Below are 18,292 nucleotides of genomic sequence, written 5' to 3' on the forward strand. Positions count from 1 at the left end.
AATCTTAATGTTAATGATTATCTAGTAATGTTATAATGTGTCAATATATTTATAACATATGTTAATTGCTATGGATAATCAAAAAGCATTAGAAATAAAAAATCTTACCAAAATTTATAAAGATGGTTTTAAGGCTGTTGATGATATCAGTTTTGAAGTCAAAAAAGGTGATTTTTTTGCACTTTTGGGACCAAATGGTGCTGGTAAGTCGACAACCCTAGGAATGATATCCTCACTTGTAAATAAAACATCTGGTCAAATCAAGATTTTTGGTCACGATATAGATACTAATTATATCCAAGCTAGGAAGTACCTAGGTGTAATGACTCAAGAAATAAACCTTAATATCTTTGAAAAACCAATAGATGTACTCATTACCCAAGCAGGATTTTTTGGGATTGCTAAAAAAGAAGCAATTGTGTATGCTGAAGAGTTATTAAAAAAGTTGATCTTTATGATAAGCATAATACCCAAGTAAGATTCCTATCTGGAGGGATGAAAAGAAGGTTAATGGTGGTGCGTGCGCTAATTCACAAACCAAAGCTATTAATCTTAGATGAGCCAACTGCAGGAGTTGATGTTGAGCTTAGAAATTCATTGTGGGAGATGATTTCAGAATTTCATAGAGAAGGTTTGACAATAATTTTGACAACTCACTATCTAGAAGAGGCTGAATCGATGTGTAAACATGTCGCGCTTATTAACAAGGGTAAGTTATGTGTTAATACAGATATGAGGACTTTCTTAAAATCAGCAGATAAGTATACTTATATCTTTGACCTTAAAGATAAATGTCAGCAAGAGATAAAACTAGACTTAGGTGAGGTTAAGCGTGTTGATGATTATACAATCGAGGTTGAAGTTTCAAAAGGAGTAGTACTTAATCAAATATTTGCTGAACTAACTAGCAAGTATGATTTAGATGTTTTATATGTGCGTACAAAATCAGCTAAGTTAGAGAAGTTATTTATTGAATTAGCAAGAAATAAATAGGTAAATTTATGAATTTAAGAGATTATTGGATAACATACATAACGATTTTTAATCGTGAGTGTAAAAGGGTCTTTAGAATATGGCCACAAACTTTACTTCCTTCGGTGGTAACAATAGTTTTATATTTTTTGATTTTTGGTAAGGTTGTCGGGTCGCGTATAGGTAGTATGGGAGATGGGGTTACTTATATGCATTTTATTACTCCAGGCCTTATAATTATGGCAGTAATTCAAAACTCATATGGTAATGTTGTTAGCTCTTTCTTTGGTATTCGTTTTAGTAAAGCTATAGAAGAATTGTTAGTGTCACCTGTTAGTAATCATGTAATAGTGCTAGGATATATTTCTGGTGGTATATTTAGAGGTTTTATTGTTGGAATGTTTGTTAGTATAGTAGCATTTCTATTAGGTGGCTTTACTACTATACACAACGTAACTTTGGTTTTATCTGGCTTTATATTTTGTGGTGCTTTATTTTCTCTAGGTGGCTTGATAAATGCGATATTTTCACAAAAGTTTGATGATACTACAATATTTCCTACATTTATACTTACACCACTTATCTATTTAGGCGGAGTATTTTATAATATAAATAATTTAACTAGCTTTTGGCATTTTTTATCATCTTGTAATCCATTATTTTATATAGTTGATTTCGTGAGATATGGTTTTATAGGTGTCTCTACAGTTAATCCATATTTTGCATTTTCAGCAATAGTTATTTTCACATTTTTATTATACTATCTATGTTGGTATTTACTTGAGAAAGGTATTAGATTGAAAGCTTAGTTTAGAGCTCTTATTTATCTTTTACTCTATGTACTTGACGAATAATATATAGTGGTCTGTGCTTTGTTTCGATAAATATTCTTCCTATATAACTACCTAGCATCCCAATACCTATCATTTGTAAACCACTAAAGAATAATATAAAGGTCACTAATGATGGGTAACCTGGAACATCAGCACCGAATAATAATGATTTTAGAACTATTATAGAACCATAGATAAAGCTTATAAGTGCGACAAAAACACCAATATATGACCATATCTCTAGAGGAGCACGACTAAAACTAGTGATGCCATCTATAGAAAACTTAAAGAGCTTCCAATAATTCCATTTAGTTTGCCCAGCAGCTCTTTCTTCTCTGGCGTGGTAAACTATTTTTTCTTTAAAACCTATCCAAGTAAGTAGCCCTTTATTAAAGCGTATTTTCTCTTTGAGTTCTAAAAAAGCATTAACAGCAGCTCTATTTAACAATCTATAGTCACCAGCATTAGGAGTTAGTTTAGTGTCACTAATTCTATTCATAACTCTATAAAAAAGCCCAGCAGTGTGTTTTTTAGTTGAAGTATCTGTATCACGATTTTCTCTAACAGCGGTTACAACCTCATAGCCATCTAACCAATGATGTACCATTTCTAAAATAAGCTCTGGTGGATCCTGTAGATCAGCATCTATTGATATTGCAGCATCACCTTTACAGTTTGCAAAACCAGCAAACAAGGCTGCTTCTTTACCAAAATTGCGTGATAAATCAACTACAGCAATCTCAGGAATGTTTTTTTGTTTTTCTAAAAGTAGTTCAAGAGTATTATCATTACTACCATCGTTTACAAATACAAGTTCGTACTTGGTTGGAAGTTTTTCAAGGATTGGCATAAGTCTAGTAAACAAATGTTCTATGCCTTCTGATTCATCTTTTACGGGTATTATTATACTTGTTAGCTTATCTTTATTATCCATAGAATTAATGTACTTATAACTATTTTGTTAGTTATTTTAAATGTATCAGTAGCGTTGGGCAACTTTATTTGTTTAATAAAACTATAATTTATTTTTGTTTGTAAATATAAGTCAAACGATTATTATGCTAACAAGTCTTTTTGCTATAATACAATTCAAGTTTGTTTTAAAGTATATAAAAGATGGTTTTCAAATATAATAAGGTTGCAATTATTGGTAAGCATTATAAAAAAGAAGTAAGTCAAATGATTGAAATCTTATATGTTTTTTTACAGCAACAAAACTTAGAAATAACTATAGAAAATGATACAGCAGCTGATACTTCACTTGTAAATATTGCCACTGCAAGCCTAAAAGAGATTGCGTTAAGGTGTGATGTTGCAATAGTGGTTGGTGGAGATGGTAATTTTCTTAAAGCATCTAGAGTTTTAGCTTTGTATAGTAATATTCCAATTATAGGTATAAATAAAGGCAAACTAGGTTTTTTGACAACCCTTGCTGCAAATGATAATACATTAAAAAATGACCTTTATGCAATATTAAAGGGTGATAGCTCAGTGACAAAGATAAGTATGCTAAAGTGCCGTGTTGATAATAATTTACGCGCACCATTAGAGGCATCTATCGCCTTAAATGAAATAGCAATAACAGCTAGCAGAGGTTTGATGTTTGGCCTGAAAGTGTTTATCGATGGTCGGTATGCTTTTGATCAAAAAGGTGATGGACTTATTGTATCTACACCTACTGGTTCAACAGCACATGCAATGTCAGCTGGTGGACCAATTTTAAATCCTAATCAAAATAGTGTAGTTTTGGTACCAATATGTTCACATTCATTAAATAGTAGGCCTTTAGTTATCTCAGATGAAAGTATTATTGATATTTATATAACAGAATATAATGACCCTGAACCAGTTTTGAGTATTGATGGTAGACATGATACTATCCTCAAATCTCATCAGAAAGTAACTATCCAGAAAGCGCGGAAGAAAGTTACAGTCTTGCATACAAAAGATTATAGCTATTATGACACTCTAAGAGAAAAATTAGGTTGGAGTAAGGTACTGTTCTAAAAAAGTTTAACTAATATAATTACTACAAAAATAGTGATAAAAATAGCTGAAGTAAATTTATATCTTTAAAATATTTTTTAAAAAATACTTGTCTAAGCTTAAACAACAATAGCAAACCAAATAAATGTACTAAGAACTATGGATATCCCGATGGCTAATCAGATTATGCGACCCTTTTGATTATGAATGGCAAATTTTTTAGAGAAAGAGCTACTAGATAATGGTATTGCTATTACTTGGTGAAAAAGTTGTCTGCTTTGAATCTGATAAAGTCTTATTTGAGTCTTGTAAAGAGATAAAAACAAATTTGGCTGTTTTTAGCTATAAGTAGGTATTGATTTAAACTGATCATATTATTATAAATAATAATTATCAAACATTTGATAAAAATATTTATGCTGCTGGTGATGCTATTTTGGTTAAAAATGCTCTTACAGCTTATGATTTTAACTCGCCTTTGACAGGTCCTGCTAACAGGTCATCTGATAGCAGATCATATCAATAGCCATAATAGTAAATAAAAAGGCTATATTACTCATCTATTATTATAATATACTAGTGCTGCAACAGGTCTAAACAAGGCTTGGATTAAGTTTTATAACTTAGATATTGACTATAAGGTCGCTTATACTGCACCATTTGATAGAGTCAGCATTATGCCAAATGCAGTAAATGCTTTTACAAAAATATTATTTGAGAAAAATATAGGTAAGCTGCTAGGAGCACGAGTTATAGTTAGAGAAATTGTTGATAAAAGAGCAGATGTATTTGCTACAGCTATCAAAGCAGGGATGAAAGTTGAGGATTTACAAGATTTTTAGTATACTATGCACTAGGTGCTTAAATAGTAAAGACATAGTCAACCATGCATGTTATGTTGCCAATAACTTGCTTAAAGGTGATTTTAAGCAAGTTGCTTTTACCCAAGTTGAAGAATTATTAGCACAAAGTGCACAAATTATCGATGTAAGAGTAAGAGAGAGTAGCGAAACTCGTCGAGGTATGCTAACAAAATGTAACATATCTTTGTCTGAAATAAGAACTAGACTATCAGAATTTGATAAAATAAGCCTGTATATGTGCATTGTAAAACATGGAGAGAGATCATATAATGTCGTTTTAATGCTACAACAACACGGCTACAATGCATATAATATTGCCAGTGGCTATAATTATGATCTTAACATTTAATAATGTTAAGATCATAATTGATACTATTGAGCGTATGACAGGTAAAAAAATCCTTTACTAAATCAAAAAAGTATTTTAAAGTAATGTGGTGGTTACATACTAAGGAGAATTATGATTTTCAGACAACTAATCAACAGAGATACTTATACTTTAGCACTAGATAAGCAGTAATGATTAATGTATCTTAGCTGCTAAAAAAGCTAGACCTTAAACTGGTCTACGTAATAGAACTTATGTTCGCGCTGAGCGCATGTTACTGTCGGTGGTGAAGGGTATGCAACCAAAAAAAGTATAAAAAGTATTTGATGGAGATATCCTAGAGTTTGGTAACTATCAACTAAAAGCTTTATATGCTCTAGGTCATATGATGGCTCGTATGCAGCATATGATAGCATTATTAATAAGATAATGACTTCCAGGTAGTACAATTATTTGTCCTGGTCATGACTATATGGTATAACTGTAGTAATGTTGCGGAAGAGAGACAAAAATAATCTAAGATTAAAGGCCTAAATCACTAGATGAGTACGCTAGGTTAATGGCTTATTTAAAGCTGCCACTGCCAAACTATATAGATATTGCAAGTTCTAGCAAATTTAAAATGTGGTAAGGAAGAATAAAATGTTTTTGATAATTTTTGGCTTTATTTGTGTAATTGCACTAGGACTGACAGGCGGCGGCTCAATTTTAGCAGTTCTTTTACTTACTATGGTGTTTAGATTTTCATAGCGCTGTTTTACAATATCTTTGCTTGTGGTTGGTTTTAAGCAATTTTTAGTCTTGTAGTAAATTATAAGCAGTATGATATACACACTAAATAGCGGCGGCTATAATGATTATTACATGGGTTATTTTTACACCAATAGGTAGTTATATCTCTCAAGGTTTGTCAGATAAACTATTAATATTAAGCTTTTCGATACTTATGATTTTTATATGTGTTTGGAACTTAATAAAAATGTAAGTAATGTTAGGATCAGAGAAATCAGTTTGTAAGAATATAGGTCCAAGATTTATAGTAGCATTATTTTAATTAGGTGGTGTTTTATTGGTACATTAACTGGTTTTTTTGCGTTGGTGACGGTTTTAAATCGTGCCTACATTAGTTTTTTATAACAGTACTGCCATTTAAAGAGCTTTTTAGTGATATTTGTTGTATCAATATATCTGATTTGTATCTCATTATGATGAGACTATTATGAACTGGTATATCTTGACTATGTTTGTAGTTTAGTGGTACTATTGGGATGCTTTTAGCAACTAAAGTCAAAAAAAAGTCTCAATTATAAAGTTTTATAAACAATATTCGCTATTATTTTAGTGATATTAGGTGTAATAATTTATTTAATTTAATTAGTTTTTAGCCAACCCGTAATACTAAATCTTTTATTCTCGGTAAGTACTGGTAAGACTTCATGTTCAATACTTTTACTATCAAAAAGAATTATTTTGCCATCAGTTGGAAATATCTCTAGTGTTTGATCTTTAAAGTATAGTTTTAGTTGTCCACCAAAACAATCTTGCCAATCTTTATTAAGGTAGCAAACTATTGATATGGTGCGACAATCATCGTTTTGAAAAGTATCAATGTGTTTTTTGTAAAATGATCCTTGAGGATAAATAGCATAATGAAACTCTTTAGTAACAATTCCAGCAAAGCAGGTTTTATTAATATACTCAATAAAGCTATTTATTTTTTCAAAAAATACTTGCGCATATTTTGTCTCGTCTAGCCAAAAAATAAAATCATTTCGTATTGATCTTTCGAGATTTTCATTTAAACGATTACCGACAGCAGATTTTTTGAAATAATCTTCCTGATAAAGCTTTTCTAGCTGTTGTCTTAATTTACTGGTTTCATAAGTTGTTAGCCAGTTATCAATGATGCAGAAACCATTGTTGAGATAATCATTAATTATTTTTTCATAGAAAGGATTAATAGCAAGTAAATCAGACATTACTATGCCTAATAATATAGAGTAAGCGAATTATATACTAGAAATATTAACTTAGTTATCTATTTTTATTATAAAGTCTTCTAAATACTCATCGACATATAATTCATATTAAGAAATAGCTAAATGCTTTACTGATTTTTTCTGCTTGTGCATTTCTTCAGTTTAACAAGTATTTAGATGATGCCAGTCAGGTTAAATATTTACCTTCAAATAAAAATTTATAGCTACAGCTGTTAGGCAACCATTTGTGAGTATGATTTTTAGTTGTTTGTAGGTTAGATTTACACACTCATGTAAGCTGTTTTCTTTTGATACATGTTTCATTGACATTTGTCAATATAAAGAAAGTTTACAACTAACTCTAGTGTAGTAAACTTCATCTGTTTAATCATCTTTAAGTTTGTTTAAACAACAAAGTCAGCATCTATCACAGATTGACTCCCATTTGTTCACTAGACATATCTTTTAAATCAATTTATTGCCACTATTTACTCATCTGTAGACTCTTTTTTAGCTAAAATTTAAAAATTTAGAACTAATTTTTTAATAATTAATAATTTCTAAACTATTTTATAAGACTTCTTGAACTGGTTGGCTTAATACAGGATATATTCCAGTTTCAACAAAGACTTGCTGTTGGATTTTTGCAAAAGCATTTTTGTATGCTTGTGGATCAAGTATTGCTGAAGAAGTATTTATCAGAGCTCCACCTAGATTTTATCAGATTGTTTATATAGTATGAATAAAGGCAGTAAACTCTGCATATTGAGTATCTCCCCAAAAAAATGCAGTTTGAGTACTCTTTGCAGTAATTATTCCAGTGCTAAAATTAGCATCCTGAATTATATAATCAAGGTTTTGTATAAATGTTACATTGCATTGAAAGCTGTAAGCTTGCTTATCAACATTAAATACTTTTGTTTGCATTAGCTGGATTTACAGATGAGTAAGGCTTGATGCTTGATTTGTAGCGCACCCAGATAAAAATATAATCATTAGCAAGATTACAGGGTTAAAGATTTTTTTTAACATTTCTAAGCTCCATCTTTAGAACTTGTTGATAATGATTTTAATTAGAAACTACATCACCTTTGAATATAATTAATTGTCATGTTTTTTGTGATTGCAATTTTGCTGAGAACTGTCAGCAAGGATAAGAGTTAATAATTCTTCATTTTGTGAAATATTCTCAATAGTTGTGTTTGTTTGATATGTCCAAACTGAATCACTTTCTGCATTTTGTGTCACAATATCCGGTGTGCCCAAAGCTTGTATTACTTACTCTTTAGTAATTTCACCTTTTAAAAAAATTATAGAAACATTACCAGATGTGTATAAGGTTTGGAAATTATTGTGAATTTGTATTATTGCTACATGCTGCTAGTACTATCGCTATAAGCGCTAATATGATAATTTGGATATTCTTTTTCATCGATCTATTTTAAACAATATTATTTGGGTAGTATTTTATTACAGAATTTAATAATTGGTATCAAAAAATTTGCCATTCAAATGAATTAATCAATCATAATAGCTATATATATTATTGCTAATATGGTATAATTCAATGTCTGTAAGACTCAGTTAAGAAATTATATTATAAAGACCTATGAAAACTACAGTAAGAGCTCGAAATAATGCTCGTTTATATACTGTACAAGCTTTGTACCAAAAGAAAGTTGCTAATAATACATTTGCTGAGCTTAAGACTCAGTATTATGCTGATAATGCTGATAGACACTCTACAGATTGGGATCTTTTTTATAGACTTGTGGATGCGGTTAAGTCAAATCAAGACTCTATAAACAAATACATTCAAGAAAACTCAAATAATGGTATAGAGTCAATTAATTATGTCGATTATGCAGTTTTACAAGCAGCTATAGCAGAATTGATAGAGTGTCTTGAAAACCCGTATCAGGTTATTATAAAAGAGTATGTTGGTATATGTTATAGTATGGGTACTGAAGAAGGCTATAAGTTTGTTAATGCAGTATTACAAAAACTAGCCAAAAGTATTAGAGGTGAAGAGTAAATTTATCTTGAGATGCAAGAAAATTAAATTTACTGAGATGTTGTTTACTGTTTATCTTTATCTAAATTCGTTCTTAAGGTTGCTTATTTTAATTCTTGATGAGCTAGTATACGTCAACATTATAATCAATAATCATGCTGTTATCAGCATAACTGAAATTAGGATAATTACCACTCTATTACATACTATGATAAAAGCTGGTTTTCTATAGCTCGAGCTTTTAGTAATGCTTACCAATGTTGATGGCGAGATTATGGCCAGCATGCGACATTAATAAGGATATCATAATCGTTATTATTGCAATTAAAGATTGGGAATATATAAATCAAAGCAGACTATTACAAGGATATTAAAACATTTATAATTGATAATTTGACGTTTATTACCTGCTGTATACTTTTTGTCTTAGCCTGCATGGGGACAGAGGTGGTTTTATTGTATGTATAAACCTGTTTATCAAGCGTTACAAATAATAGAGTCGATTGAAATTTTATCATCACTATAAGTAGCAAGCACTGCCGACTATCACATAGTTTTGCCTTTTACTTGATTGTAATCCAATTAAGATGTCTTATTGCGTGCTTATTTCATTAGTTTAATTCATTATAAAACCAGTATTAAACATCCCACATACATCACATAACATAGTATATCGGTCAATATCTGCAATTGTATTTTCTAGATTACATTAGTTGGCTTGTTTATTATCCCAAATAATATCTGATTGGATTATACTAACTTTTAGTTTTGACATAGTTATTATCCTTATATAAAAAGATGATCGATGTATTTTTATAAAGAGTTTAGAAAATTATTGTAAGTAAATTTATGTTACTGTAAAGGTATGTTGACAAATAATTAAGGCAATAAGATAATAGCATTTAGTTAAAATATATATAAAAAAATACTATGAAAGGAATAAAAACAAAGATATATATAATTTTTTTGGTTGTAACATTAGCTGTTATTTCAGGTTGTGCTAATGACAAAGGAACTCAATATGAAAATGGTTATTACATCACTACCCTTAACTATAATTTTGATACAGTTTATAATGCTGCTCTTCAAGCAATACAAAATGGTCAAACATTTGATTACAAAGGTAATCCATATAACATATTAGTTAACAAAAATAATGATACTGATGCTGAGATAGACTCTGCTAGCGATAGTGATCCTACTGACTCACTAAAAGTAGCAATGAAGAAATTATCTGATAATACTACAAGAATTTTGATTAAATATAGTAGTCAAGGAAATTCAATTAGATCATCAGCTCTAGTAAGTATAATAGAAGGAAATATTCGCTACGGCTAATACTTAGCATTCTATTAAGCTATGATTCTATTACTAGAAAAATTTAATTTCTTGTTATAATCAAATTTAGTTAACTATGTTTACTTATGGCTATCTATTCTAAATATGTATATCTCTATATAAGTTATGTTGAACTTACTTAGTATAGCTAATAATCAATCTAAGTAAAAATATTGCTGATAGTAATATATTGAATAAATTCAGTATGATATTTTATAGTGGCCTGACTAGATTTAGATACTTGCTAAGATTTTAGCTCCTTTGATTGTGTCATTATCTTTTTTAGCAAAACATAGTTTTGTCCATTTTGAGGAGTCCTAAAAAGTGATTATATGGGTAATAAAATAACGTACTCTTTAATTATGATTTACTATCAATATTTATCATAACCTTGATTGCTTATCTCACGATAATCAAGAATTTGAAAATGTGAGCCTTGCCAATCAACGATTTTAAATCTTTAGTCTTCTAAAGTTCTATCTTAGTAACTGATTTTGCTTTTTGTAGAGTTTATGCAGATTTTTATAATATTCAGGATGTTCTAAGATACCATCAGCTAGGGCTAGTTGCATTGGGTATATCACATAGAATGTTGCAAACTGCTTTATTGCTAGCATATTTTCTATCATTTGCGAAGGTGAAATAGTTACACCTTGGCGTGGCCAGCTAGTGAAATTATAAGTTTTGCCAAAAGATTAAAACACTACTAGCTTATGGTGTAGCTCCGATATTTGTATAGCACTTGTAAATTTCTCTCCAGCATATATATGCTCATAAACCTCATCAGAAATTACAAGTAGATCTTTATCTTTGACGGTCTTTGCGATTTCTTTGAATTGCTCCCATAGGATTGAGGAGAGTTTAGGATTATAAGCTTAGTACGATTTGTAAATAGCATTTACAATAGCGTTTGTATCTATATTACCATTTGGTAGTAGTTTAAGTCTAACACATTTACCTTGATTAAATTTTGTAACTTCGGTGTAAGTATCAAATATTGGATCCAACATGATAACTTCATTACATTGACCAACATAAGCAGAAATTAATATAGAACAAGCCTTACTGTGTACCTGCAGTAATTGTGACATTATCAATATTTATATTCTATGTCTTAGCATTGCTTAGTTTTTGTACTATTGCTTTGCGTAGTGCAGCAATCCACTGGAATTGGAGAGTATGGATTTTTACTTTGCTGCATGTAAAAAAATGTGTATGTTCAATTAGGACATCTTTTTGAGTATCAAAATCAGGAGCTCCTTTAGTGAAATTTACAGTTTTATTGCTCAGAAGCTATCAAAGCAAATTTGCTATATACAGATGGCATGGTGTCAATATTTAAGGTTTTGTTGAATCATATTTTCTTTTGGAAATAAGTACTGATAATTAAAGTATATAAATATTAAAATATAAGTATGTACAGAATTTGTATGAAAAAGTTAGATTAATTGATGTTGATTTAATGTAAAAATTATATTGATTACTTAACAAATTCAAATGGGTTACCATACTTTTCCATATATTTTTCCCCTAACAATTCTGAGCCAATATAATTAAGATGATTAGAATCTGCATATATAGGTATATTATTTATTGCAATATCACAGTATTTATCATTACATATTGCTTTTTGGGGATCTATAACTATTAACTGAGGAAATTCTTTTTTTAGTTTCATTACTAAACTTAAAAAAGAAGTTTTCTGTTGTTTTACAAAACTTATGCTTAGCTGGCATGAGTGTAATTTAAACAAGAACGGTAGTTTAATTTTCTCCAATGGACAAAGGTTCGTCATGTCAGTAGTGAGTGTTGGAGTATCTAAAATTAGTATTGGTGTACTACCATTTTCTATTATTAGTCTTATAGATTCTCCTAATGAATTAATAGAGTTTGAATAAATTGGGTTAGACCATGCACCAGCAAGAATTACATATTTGTATTTTTTTGATTTTATTAATTGTGATATAGCTTTGTTTCTATCAGTAACAGAAACATATTCGACAACATTTTGAAAATCAAGTAAGAAAGGAGTAGTTTTTTGTGTTACAACATAAGCTTTCTGGTTTGCATGTTGAAGCCATGTACTTAACATAGGTATTTCTGATCTTGCATGCGAGTCACCAACTAGAAGGAAGTCAGTTTTTTTAGAGTTTGTATTCCCAATTGAACATTTGCTTAAACTTGGGAGTTGCTTTGATTTAAAGCTAAAAGATTGAATCATAAGAAAGCAGTTGTTTTGATCTATTTTTTCAAAGCCATAATTATAGGTTAGCTTATTTTGGTTAAAAAGATCTAAAGAATTAAAGCCAAACTTATGATTTGTTGAGGCAATGTAAAAACAAAAAGCTAATATTAAAGGTAATAACCATAATGCTATAAAACTTTTAATAAAGCTAAACTTATATTTATATCTAAAGGGTTTTTCAATAAATAGGTATGTTAAAGAAGCAAGTATGATACTAATAATGAATATAATAGCGCAAACAATGCTAGTTTTTTCAATACTTAGGTAATTAATATAAGCAATAATAGGCCAATGCCATAAATATAGAGAATATGAAATTATTCCTATTGCAACAAAAGGCTTTAAACAAAGTATTTTACTTATGATAGGAGTAAAGTTGGTATTATTACTACAGTAGATATAAAGAGTCGCTCCAAAACATGTGGTTATAGTCCAAAAGCTAGGAAAGCTGACATTAATAAAAAATATAGGTATTGTCATCATTATAGTAGCAATTATTGAAAGAATATTAAGAGCTAGTTTGTTGTTTATAGATGTTTTTAAGTTGTCATTTAGAAAAATAGCTAAACAACCTCCAAATAATAATTCAAATGCTCTATGAGTCGGGAAGTAATACCATCTTTGTGAGCTTAAAACATATAGTTTAAATTCTCCTGATAAGAAGATAGTAGCAGAAATTACTAAAAAGATTGATGAAATAATAAAAAGTTTCTTTTTCGTAGCAAATTTTAAATGAAATAATAAGATTAATACTAAAGGCCAAATCATATAAAATTGTTCCTCTGCACCTAAAGACCATGTATTAAGTAGTGGAATTATCTGAGAGTCCTGACCAAAGTATCCAAAATCAAGTTTTAGAAAGAAGAAAATATTAGGTATTGATACAATAGCACTTATAAGTGATTCACAATAGTCTATTAAATCTTGAGGTAGAAGTATTAACCATGCAAAAAATGTTGAGACACTAAGAACAACAATTAAAGCAGGCAATATTCTTCTAATCCTTCTAATATAAAAGTTTTTTAAAGAAAATGAGTTGTTTTGTAAATCTCTAATTATTATTGATGTAATAAGATATCCTGAAATTACGAAGAAAATATCTACACCTAGAAAACCAGATTTAATCCAGCTAACATTAAAATGGAAGAAAATCACAGACAGAACGGCAAAAGCTCTTAAACCATCTATATCTTTTCTGTATTTAATGTTAATCATTAGTTATTTATTTTAAAAACAACGTATTTTTATAATACATTTTTCTTACTTATTAATAAAACATATAGCTTAATATTTTTATATATTTTAAACTTAAACTATTATTTGAAAGTATAAAAGATCTTTAGCTTAGTTTTATATTTTTGTTTGTACTTTAATTTAAGTTTATAAATAATATAAGCTACTTAGAAACTTGTTTGTTTAATGTTACTTATGAAAATCACATGTACAAATATATTAATAGCTATTTTAATAATAACTTTTTTCTTTATCATAAATTATTTACAGCCATTAAGAGCAGATGATTTTGGCAGAGCTTATACGGATGCTCTTAGCAAGGGCTTCATTATGTATATTCGAGGTATTGCGTCAAATTATATTCATTGGACAGGGCGTGTGTCTGCACAAGCATTAATTTATTTATTCTTGAGTAAGAAGTATATTCATTTATCTGTATTTTTGATCAATATAATAAATTCCGTATGCTTTTATTTGTTTATCTTGTATTCATATAAGATAGTAACTTTTAGAAGTATGGTACAATTATTTTCGAGAGATTTCTTAGTATATTTATTCTTTTTTATTTTTATTTTTTATCAGACAGGATTTATTGCTAATGTTGTATGGAAGACCGCTGCAGTACAATATTTTTGGGGGATAACTTTATTAACTATTTTCTATTATCTATCAATAATAAAAAACAAACAAACTATTTGTTTTAGTTTATTTGTAGGTTTCTTTATTGGTTTATATAATGAAATATTCATGGGTGTGGCAATTATTTTATCTTTAGCTTATTTTTTAGATAAGAAAGTTTCTCGAGAAACTATAAATAAGAATATTTTATACTTTTTTGTAGCATGTACGTTAGGAGGAGTTATCTTAATACTAGCTCCTGGTAATTATGTCAGACTAGATACTATATCATCTGGAAGGTTTGATGCTACTATTTTTGGTAATATTATATATTTAATAATTGAAATTATAACAAAACCAAGTGATACAGTAATCCTTTTAGTTTTGATGTTTATTTTTTTGATTTTAATATTTTCTAATAAAAATATTCCAAAAACGAAGTCTTTTATTTATGGTGGAGCAATTATTTGCTCAATATTTGTATTAACACCAGTTTCAAAATCATATAATTTAAATCAAAGAGTTTTGTTAATATATGATGCTATTTTCTTTATAGCTATGATGCAACAGTTTTATAATCATAGTAGTTATATTGTTAATAGGCTCAATCATCAGCTTACGAAATTAAGCTGGTTATTTTTAATATATCTAGCTATACAGCTTTATTTAATGATAAGTATTTATTTGATGATATATAGATTTGAAGAGTATCGAAATACTTTAGTTACTTATTACCAACGAAATAATGTTTCCGAACCAGTTTTGCCAATGCTCCTAGAGTATAGTCAAATAATGTTTATTGATGACATTACTTTAGATGAAAATACTTATAATAATGATGCGTTTGCTAAATTTTATGATTTTGATAAAGTCTATGGTAGAGAATTAAACTAATATATTTAATAGTTCTTCAATTGTTATTTGCTGTTTTTCTTGAGTTTTACGATTTTTGTATTCAATTAAACCTTGTTCTAGTAGCCTATCACCGATTACTACATGATGAGAGTAGCCTATTAAATCAGCATCGGCGAACATCACACCAGGTCTAGCACCTCGATCATCTAAAAGGACATCGATACCATTTGCAAGCAAATCTTGATAAATTTTATCTGCTACTTTTTTAACCTTATCAGATTTGTTGTAGTTGATAGGTAATACAGCAACCTGGTATGGAGCAATAGCTTCTGGCCATATGATTCCATTATCGTCATGAGATTGTTCAATCGCAGCAGCCATCACCCGAGATACACCAAAACCATAACAACCCATAAGCATAGGTTTACATTTACCATCTTGACCAATTATATTAGCATTCATGGGTCTTGAGTAAATATCATCAAGCTCAAAGATATGACCAACTTCAATACCATTTGTAAGCTCTAGAGTTCCTTTACCATCAGGGGAGATATCACCAGATATTACATTTCTAATGTCAGCAACTTGATAGTTAGCTACATCTCTATCCCAGTTTACATTTGTAAAGTGATAATTATCTTGATTAGCACCACAAACTAGATCTGTAATTGCAACTGCACTATAGTCAGCAATTATACCAATATGGCAGTTATATATACCAAGTGAACCAGGATTTGCATTAAATAGTGAGAAAATCTCTTCTTTAGTTGCTAATTTATACGGTGCAACGATTTGCTCAAGCTTATTAATTTTAGTTTCATTTAGTTCATGATCACCACGTATAACTAAAGCAAAGAAGTTACCTTTAGCATCCTTGATAACCATAGTTTTAACAGTCTGTTTGATATCAAAATTCATTTGATTACAAAGTTTATCAATGGTTTTGATATTAGGTGTATGGATAATTGTAATTGGCTTTTGAGAGTTTTTTTTTTGACTTAAATCAGGTTTTGCATAAGTAGCTAACTCAATATTTGCAGCATAGTCAGAACCATTACTATAACAAATAATATCTTCACCAGAATTTGCTAATACTTGAAACTCGTGACTGTTATCACCGCCTATAGCTCCAGTGTCAGCCTTAATAGGGCGATAAGCTAAGCCTATTTTATCAAGGATGTTGCAATAGGTTGTGTACATGGTATTGTAAGTATTGCGTAAACATTGACTATTTTCATGAAATGAATAAGCATCTTTCATAATAAATTCACGCGCTCGCATTACACCAAAACGAGGGCGAATCTCGTCTCTAAATTTGGTCTGGATTTGGTAGAGATTTAAAGGTAATTGTTTGTAGCTTTTGATAGTATCTCTAGCCATATCAACAATTGGCTCTTCGTGTGTTGGACCATAACAGAAATCTCTATTATGTCTATCGTGTAATTTTAAAAGCTCTGGACCAAATTTGTCCCAGCGATGAGTTTCTTGTAAAAGCTTCGAAGGTAGTACACTTGGTAAGAGTAGCTCACTAGCACCAGCCTTATTCATCTCAGCACGCACGATGCCTTGAATTTTTTGGAGTACCTTGAGACCTAGTGGCATCCATGTATAGATACCAGAGGCTAGTTTTTTTATAAGACCAGCTTTAAGCATATATTGATGACTAATTAGAACCGCTTCTTTTGGAAGTTCTTTTGTCGTAGCAATTAGAGTTTGTGTTGCTTTCATGAGATTTGTAAATGCTAAAAATAAAAATATGAGCTAAATTATAGCAAAAAATAATTATAAAACATAAAAAACGACTCTAGATAGAATGAAGTTAAGGAGATATGAAAAACTAATGAGTACCACCTAGAGTCATTTTTTATAGCTAGTAAATGCATCTTTTTGGCTACTGCTATAACAATTTTCAATGCTGAGTATTGAAATTATACCTAGGAGAAATATTATACGCATATTATTTTTTTTATCAATATTATTTTATAAATTTTTTAGTGATTAAAGAGCCAATAATTATTTGGATCAGATGGACATTAAGTGTGGGCCGTATTCAACAATACATTTAGTGTATTTGCTAATGTTATGATCATATAAGATAAAAATAATACTTACTATGAAATTCTAAGTATACATATGTAGTGAAAACACCGCATCACCATAATTTCCAGTGCCTGGAACAAAATTGTTATAGTTGCATTTAACAACGCAACTAAAAATTATAAGCAGATAGTGTGCTTATAGCTATTACCATGAGTTAGGTTTAGTAACAAGCTAAAAGTTAGTAAACTTAAAGCCATTCTTTGAAAGACACATAATACAAAAGGTAATTCCTGAAGAAATAGCTTATAATAAAAAGCTATAACTAAGCTTGTTTTATATTGATCTCCTTAAACTTGAATATTTATATATCTGATAGTGTAAGGGGTATAAATACCACTAATAATAATCCTAGTGATATAAAAAAGAGTATTTTAGCTATTTTATACTTTACTGTTATCATAAATATTAAGCTAAGTAGTATTATTGAGAATATTAGTAGTACCATATTATTAAAACTAATTGTTTCTAGATAATGCGATTATATTCTAGTTTATCTTAATATATAAGTAAGCACACTTAGGGCTATTTAGAATCATAAATTTATATAGATAAGAAAGGAGGAGAAAAATATAAACTACCAAATAGCCCTAAGTAAAACTTTTTATTTATGAATTTTTTTATGGCTCCCCGAGACGGACTTGAACCGCCGGCCAATTGATTAACAGTCAACTGCTCTACCGACTGAGCTATCGGGGAACTTGTGGAACAGTATATGGGTGATTTTTAAGACTGTCAACTAGTTTTTATATTTTTTTATAATTTTTTCTCTGTAATAGCAATTTTTTAATCTTGCCTAAAAGATTATGATATTCACCAAGTATCAATAGTATTTTTTTGTCTCTTAATATTAAGTTTTTAACAAGTTTATATACTTATATGTATATGGTAAGATATTCTAAATCAAAAAAATACTACTAGTAATACTTAA

Annotated in this window: 9 protein-coding genes, 1 tRNA gene and 9 pseudogenes; 9 read left to right on the plus strand and 10 right to left on the minus strand. The window is 29.4% G+C overall.

The window, feature by feature from the left end; translation table 11 throughout:
• Positions 1-70 precede the first annotated feature (70 nt).
• Both FSC845_RS03810 and FSC845_RS03815 read left to right on the plus strand, forming a co-directional pair.
• A pseudogene (locus FSC845_RS03810) lies at positions 71-993 on the plus strand (ABC transporter ATP-binding protein).
• Between the two features lie 8 nt (positions 994-1,001).
• A complete protein-coding gene (locus FSC845_RS03815; protein ID WP_064460802.1) occupies positions 1,002-1,781 on the plus strand; it encodes an ABC transporter permease in 780 nt (259 codons plus the stop codon).
• A 10-nt stretch (positions 1,782-1,791) separates the two neighbouring features.
• Here FSC845_RS03815 and FSC845_RS03820 read toward each other — a convergent pair whose 3' ends face one another.
• Positions 1,792-2,739: a glycosyltransferase family 2 protein gene (locus FSC845_RS03820; protein ID WP_064460803.1), complete on the minus strand. Its 948-nt coding sequence runs from the start codon at positions 2,737-2,739 to the stop codon at positions 1,792-1,794.
• Between the two features lie 182 nt (positions 2,740-2,921).
• Here FSC845_RS03820 and FSC845_RS03825 point away from each other — a divergent pair, with 182 nt between their 5' ends.
• The 4 genes and pseudogenes from FSC845_RS03825 (at position 2,922) to FSC845_RS10045 (ending at position 6,302) form a co-directional block, all read left to right on the plus strand.
• Positions 2,922-3,812, plus strand: a complete 891-nt coding sequence (locus FSC845_RS03825; protein ID WP_064460804.1) for an NAD(+)/NADH kinase — start codon at positions 2,922-2,924, stop codon at positions 3,810-3,812.
• Positions 3,813-3,956: 144 nt separating this feature from the next.
• Positions 3,957-5,064, plus strand: a pseudogene (locus tag FSC845_RS09640) (rhodanese-like domain-containing protein); the annotation flags it as partial.
• 50 nt (positions 5,065-5,114) lie between these two features.
• Positions 5,115-5,623, plus strand: a pseudogene (locus FSC845_RS09645) (MBL fold metallo-hydrolase).
• A gap of 1 nt (position 5,624) precedes the next feature.
• Positions 5,625-6,302 (plus strand): annotated as a pseudogene (locus FSC845_RS10045) (sulfite exporter TauE/SafE family protein).
• 50 nt (positions 6,303-6,352) lie between these two features.
• On the opposite strand, the gene FSC845_RS03840 reads toward FSC845_RS10045, so the two are convergent.
• From FSC845_RS03840 to FSC845_RS09650, 3 genes and pseudogenes are all read right to left on the minus strand, one after another.
• Positions 6,353-6,961, minus strand: coding sequence for a 2OG-Fe(II) oxygenase (locus FSC845_RS03840; RefSeq protein WP_064460805.1), 609 nt, complete (start codon positions 6,959-6,961; stop codon positions 6,353-6,355).
• Positions 6,962-7,069: 108 nt separating this feature from the next.
• Positions 7,070-7,421, minus strand: a pseudogene (locus FSC845_RS08810) (YcgN family cysteine cluster protein).
• Positions 7,422-7,531: 110 nt separating this feature from the next.
• Positions 7,532-7,888: pseudogene (locus tag FSC845_RS09650) on the minus strand (hypothetical protein).
• A gap of 682 nt (positions 7,889-8,570) precedes the next feature.
• Between FSC845_RS09650 and nusB the strand changes: the two are divergent.
• Positions 8,571-8,996 carry a transcription antitermination factor NusB gene (gene nusB, locus FSC845_RS03855; RefSeq protein ID WP_064460806.1) on the plus strand — a complete coding sequence of 142 codons (426 nt, stop codon included), beginning with the start codon at positions 8,571-8,573 and terminating at the stop codon, positions 8,994-8,996.
• Here nusB and FSC845_RS08820 read toward each other — a convergent pair.
• Positions 8,980-9,750: pseudogene (locus tag FSC845_RS08820) on the minus strand (nitrilase-related carbon-nitrogen hydrolase). The gene nusB and the pseudogene FSC845_RS08820 overlap by 17 nt on opposite strands.
• A 155-nt stretch (positions 9,751-9,905) precedes the next feature.
• Here FSC845_RS08820 and FSC845_RS03860 point away from each other — a divergent pair.
• On the plus strand, positions 9,906-10,313 hold the full coding sequence (locus FSC845_RS03860; RefSeq protein ID WP_064460807.1) for a DUF3568 family protein: 408 nt from the start codon (positions 9,906-9,908) through the stop codon (positions 10,311-10,313).
• A 233-nt stretch (positions 10,314-10,546) separates the two neighbouring features.
• Here FSC845_RS03860 and FSC845_RS10050 read toward each other — a convergent pair.
• Both FSC845_RS10050 and FSC845_RS03870 read right to left on the minus strand, forming a co-directional pair.
• Positions 10,547-11,640: pseudogene (locus FSC845_RS10050) on the minus strand (aminotransferase class I/II-fold pyridoxal phosphate-dependent enzyme).
• Positions 11,641-11,793: 153 nt separating this feature from the next.
• On the minus strand, positions 11,794-13,773 hold the full coding sequence (locus FSC845_RS03870) for an acyltransferase family protein (protein WP_064460808.1): 1,980 nt from the start codon (positions 13,771-13,773) through the stop codon (positions 11,794-11,796).
• Between the two features lie 213 nt (positions 13,774-13,986).
• On the opposite strand from FSC845_RS03870, the gene FSC845_RS03875 reads away from it, so the two are divergent.
• Positions 13,987-15,303: a DUF6056 family protein gene (locus FSC845_RS03875; RefSeq protein WP_064461725.1), complete on the plus strand. Its 1,317-nt coding sequence runs from the start codon at positions 13,987-13,989 to the stop codon at positions 15,301-15,303.
• On the opposite strand, the gene FSC845_RS03880 is transcribed toward FSC845_RS03875, so the two are convergent.
• The 3 genes and pseudogenes from FSC845_RS03880 to FSC845_RS03885 all read right to left on the minus strand — a co-directional run bounded on the left by FSC845_RS03880 (position 15,295) and on the right by FSC845_RS03885 (position 18,060).
• Positions 15,295-16,992, minus strand: coding sequence for a proline--tRNA ligase (locus FSC845_RS03880; protein ID WP_068594362.1), 1,698 nt, complete (start codon positions 16,990-16,992; stop codon positions 15,295-15,297). The two genes, FSC845_RS03875 and FSC845_RS03880, sit on opposite strands and share 9 nt — an antisense overlap.
• Before the next feature lie 263 nt (positions 16,993-17,255).
• Positions 17,256-17,630, minus strand: a pseudogene (locus FSC845_RS08835) (disulfide bond formation protein B); the annotation flags it as partial.
• A gap of 354 nt (positions 17,631-17,984) precedes the next feature.
• Positions 17,985-18,060: transfer RNA gene (locus FSC845_RS03885), tRNA-Asn, on the minus strand.
• Positions 18,061-18,292: the final 232 nt, after the last annotated feature.

Source organism: Francisella persica ATCC VR-331, from assembly GCF_001653955.1.
Lineage (GTDB): Bacteria > Pseudomonadota > Gammaproteobacteria > Francisellales > Francisellaceae > Francisella > Francisella persica.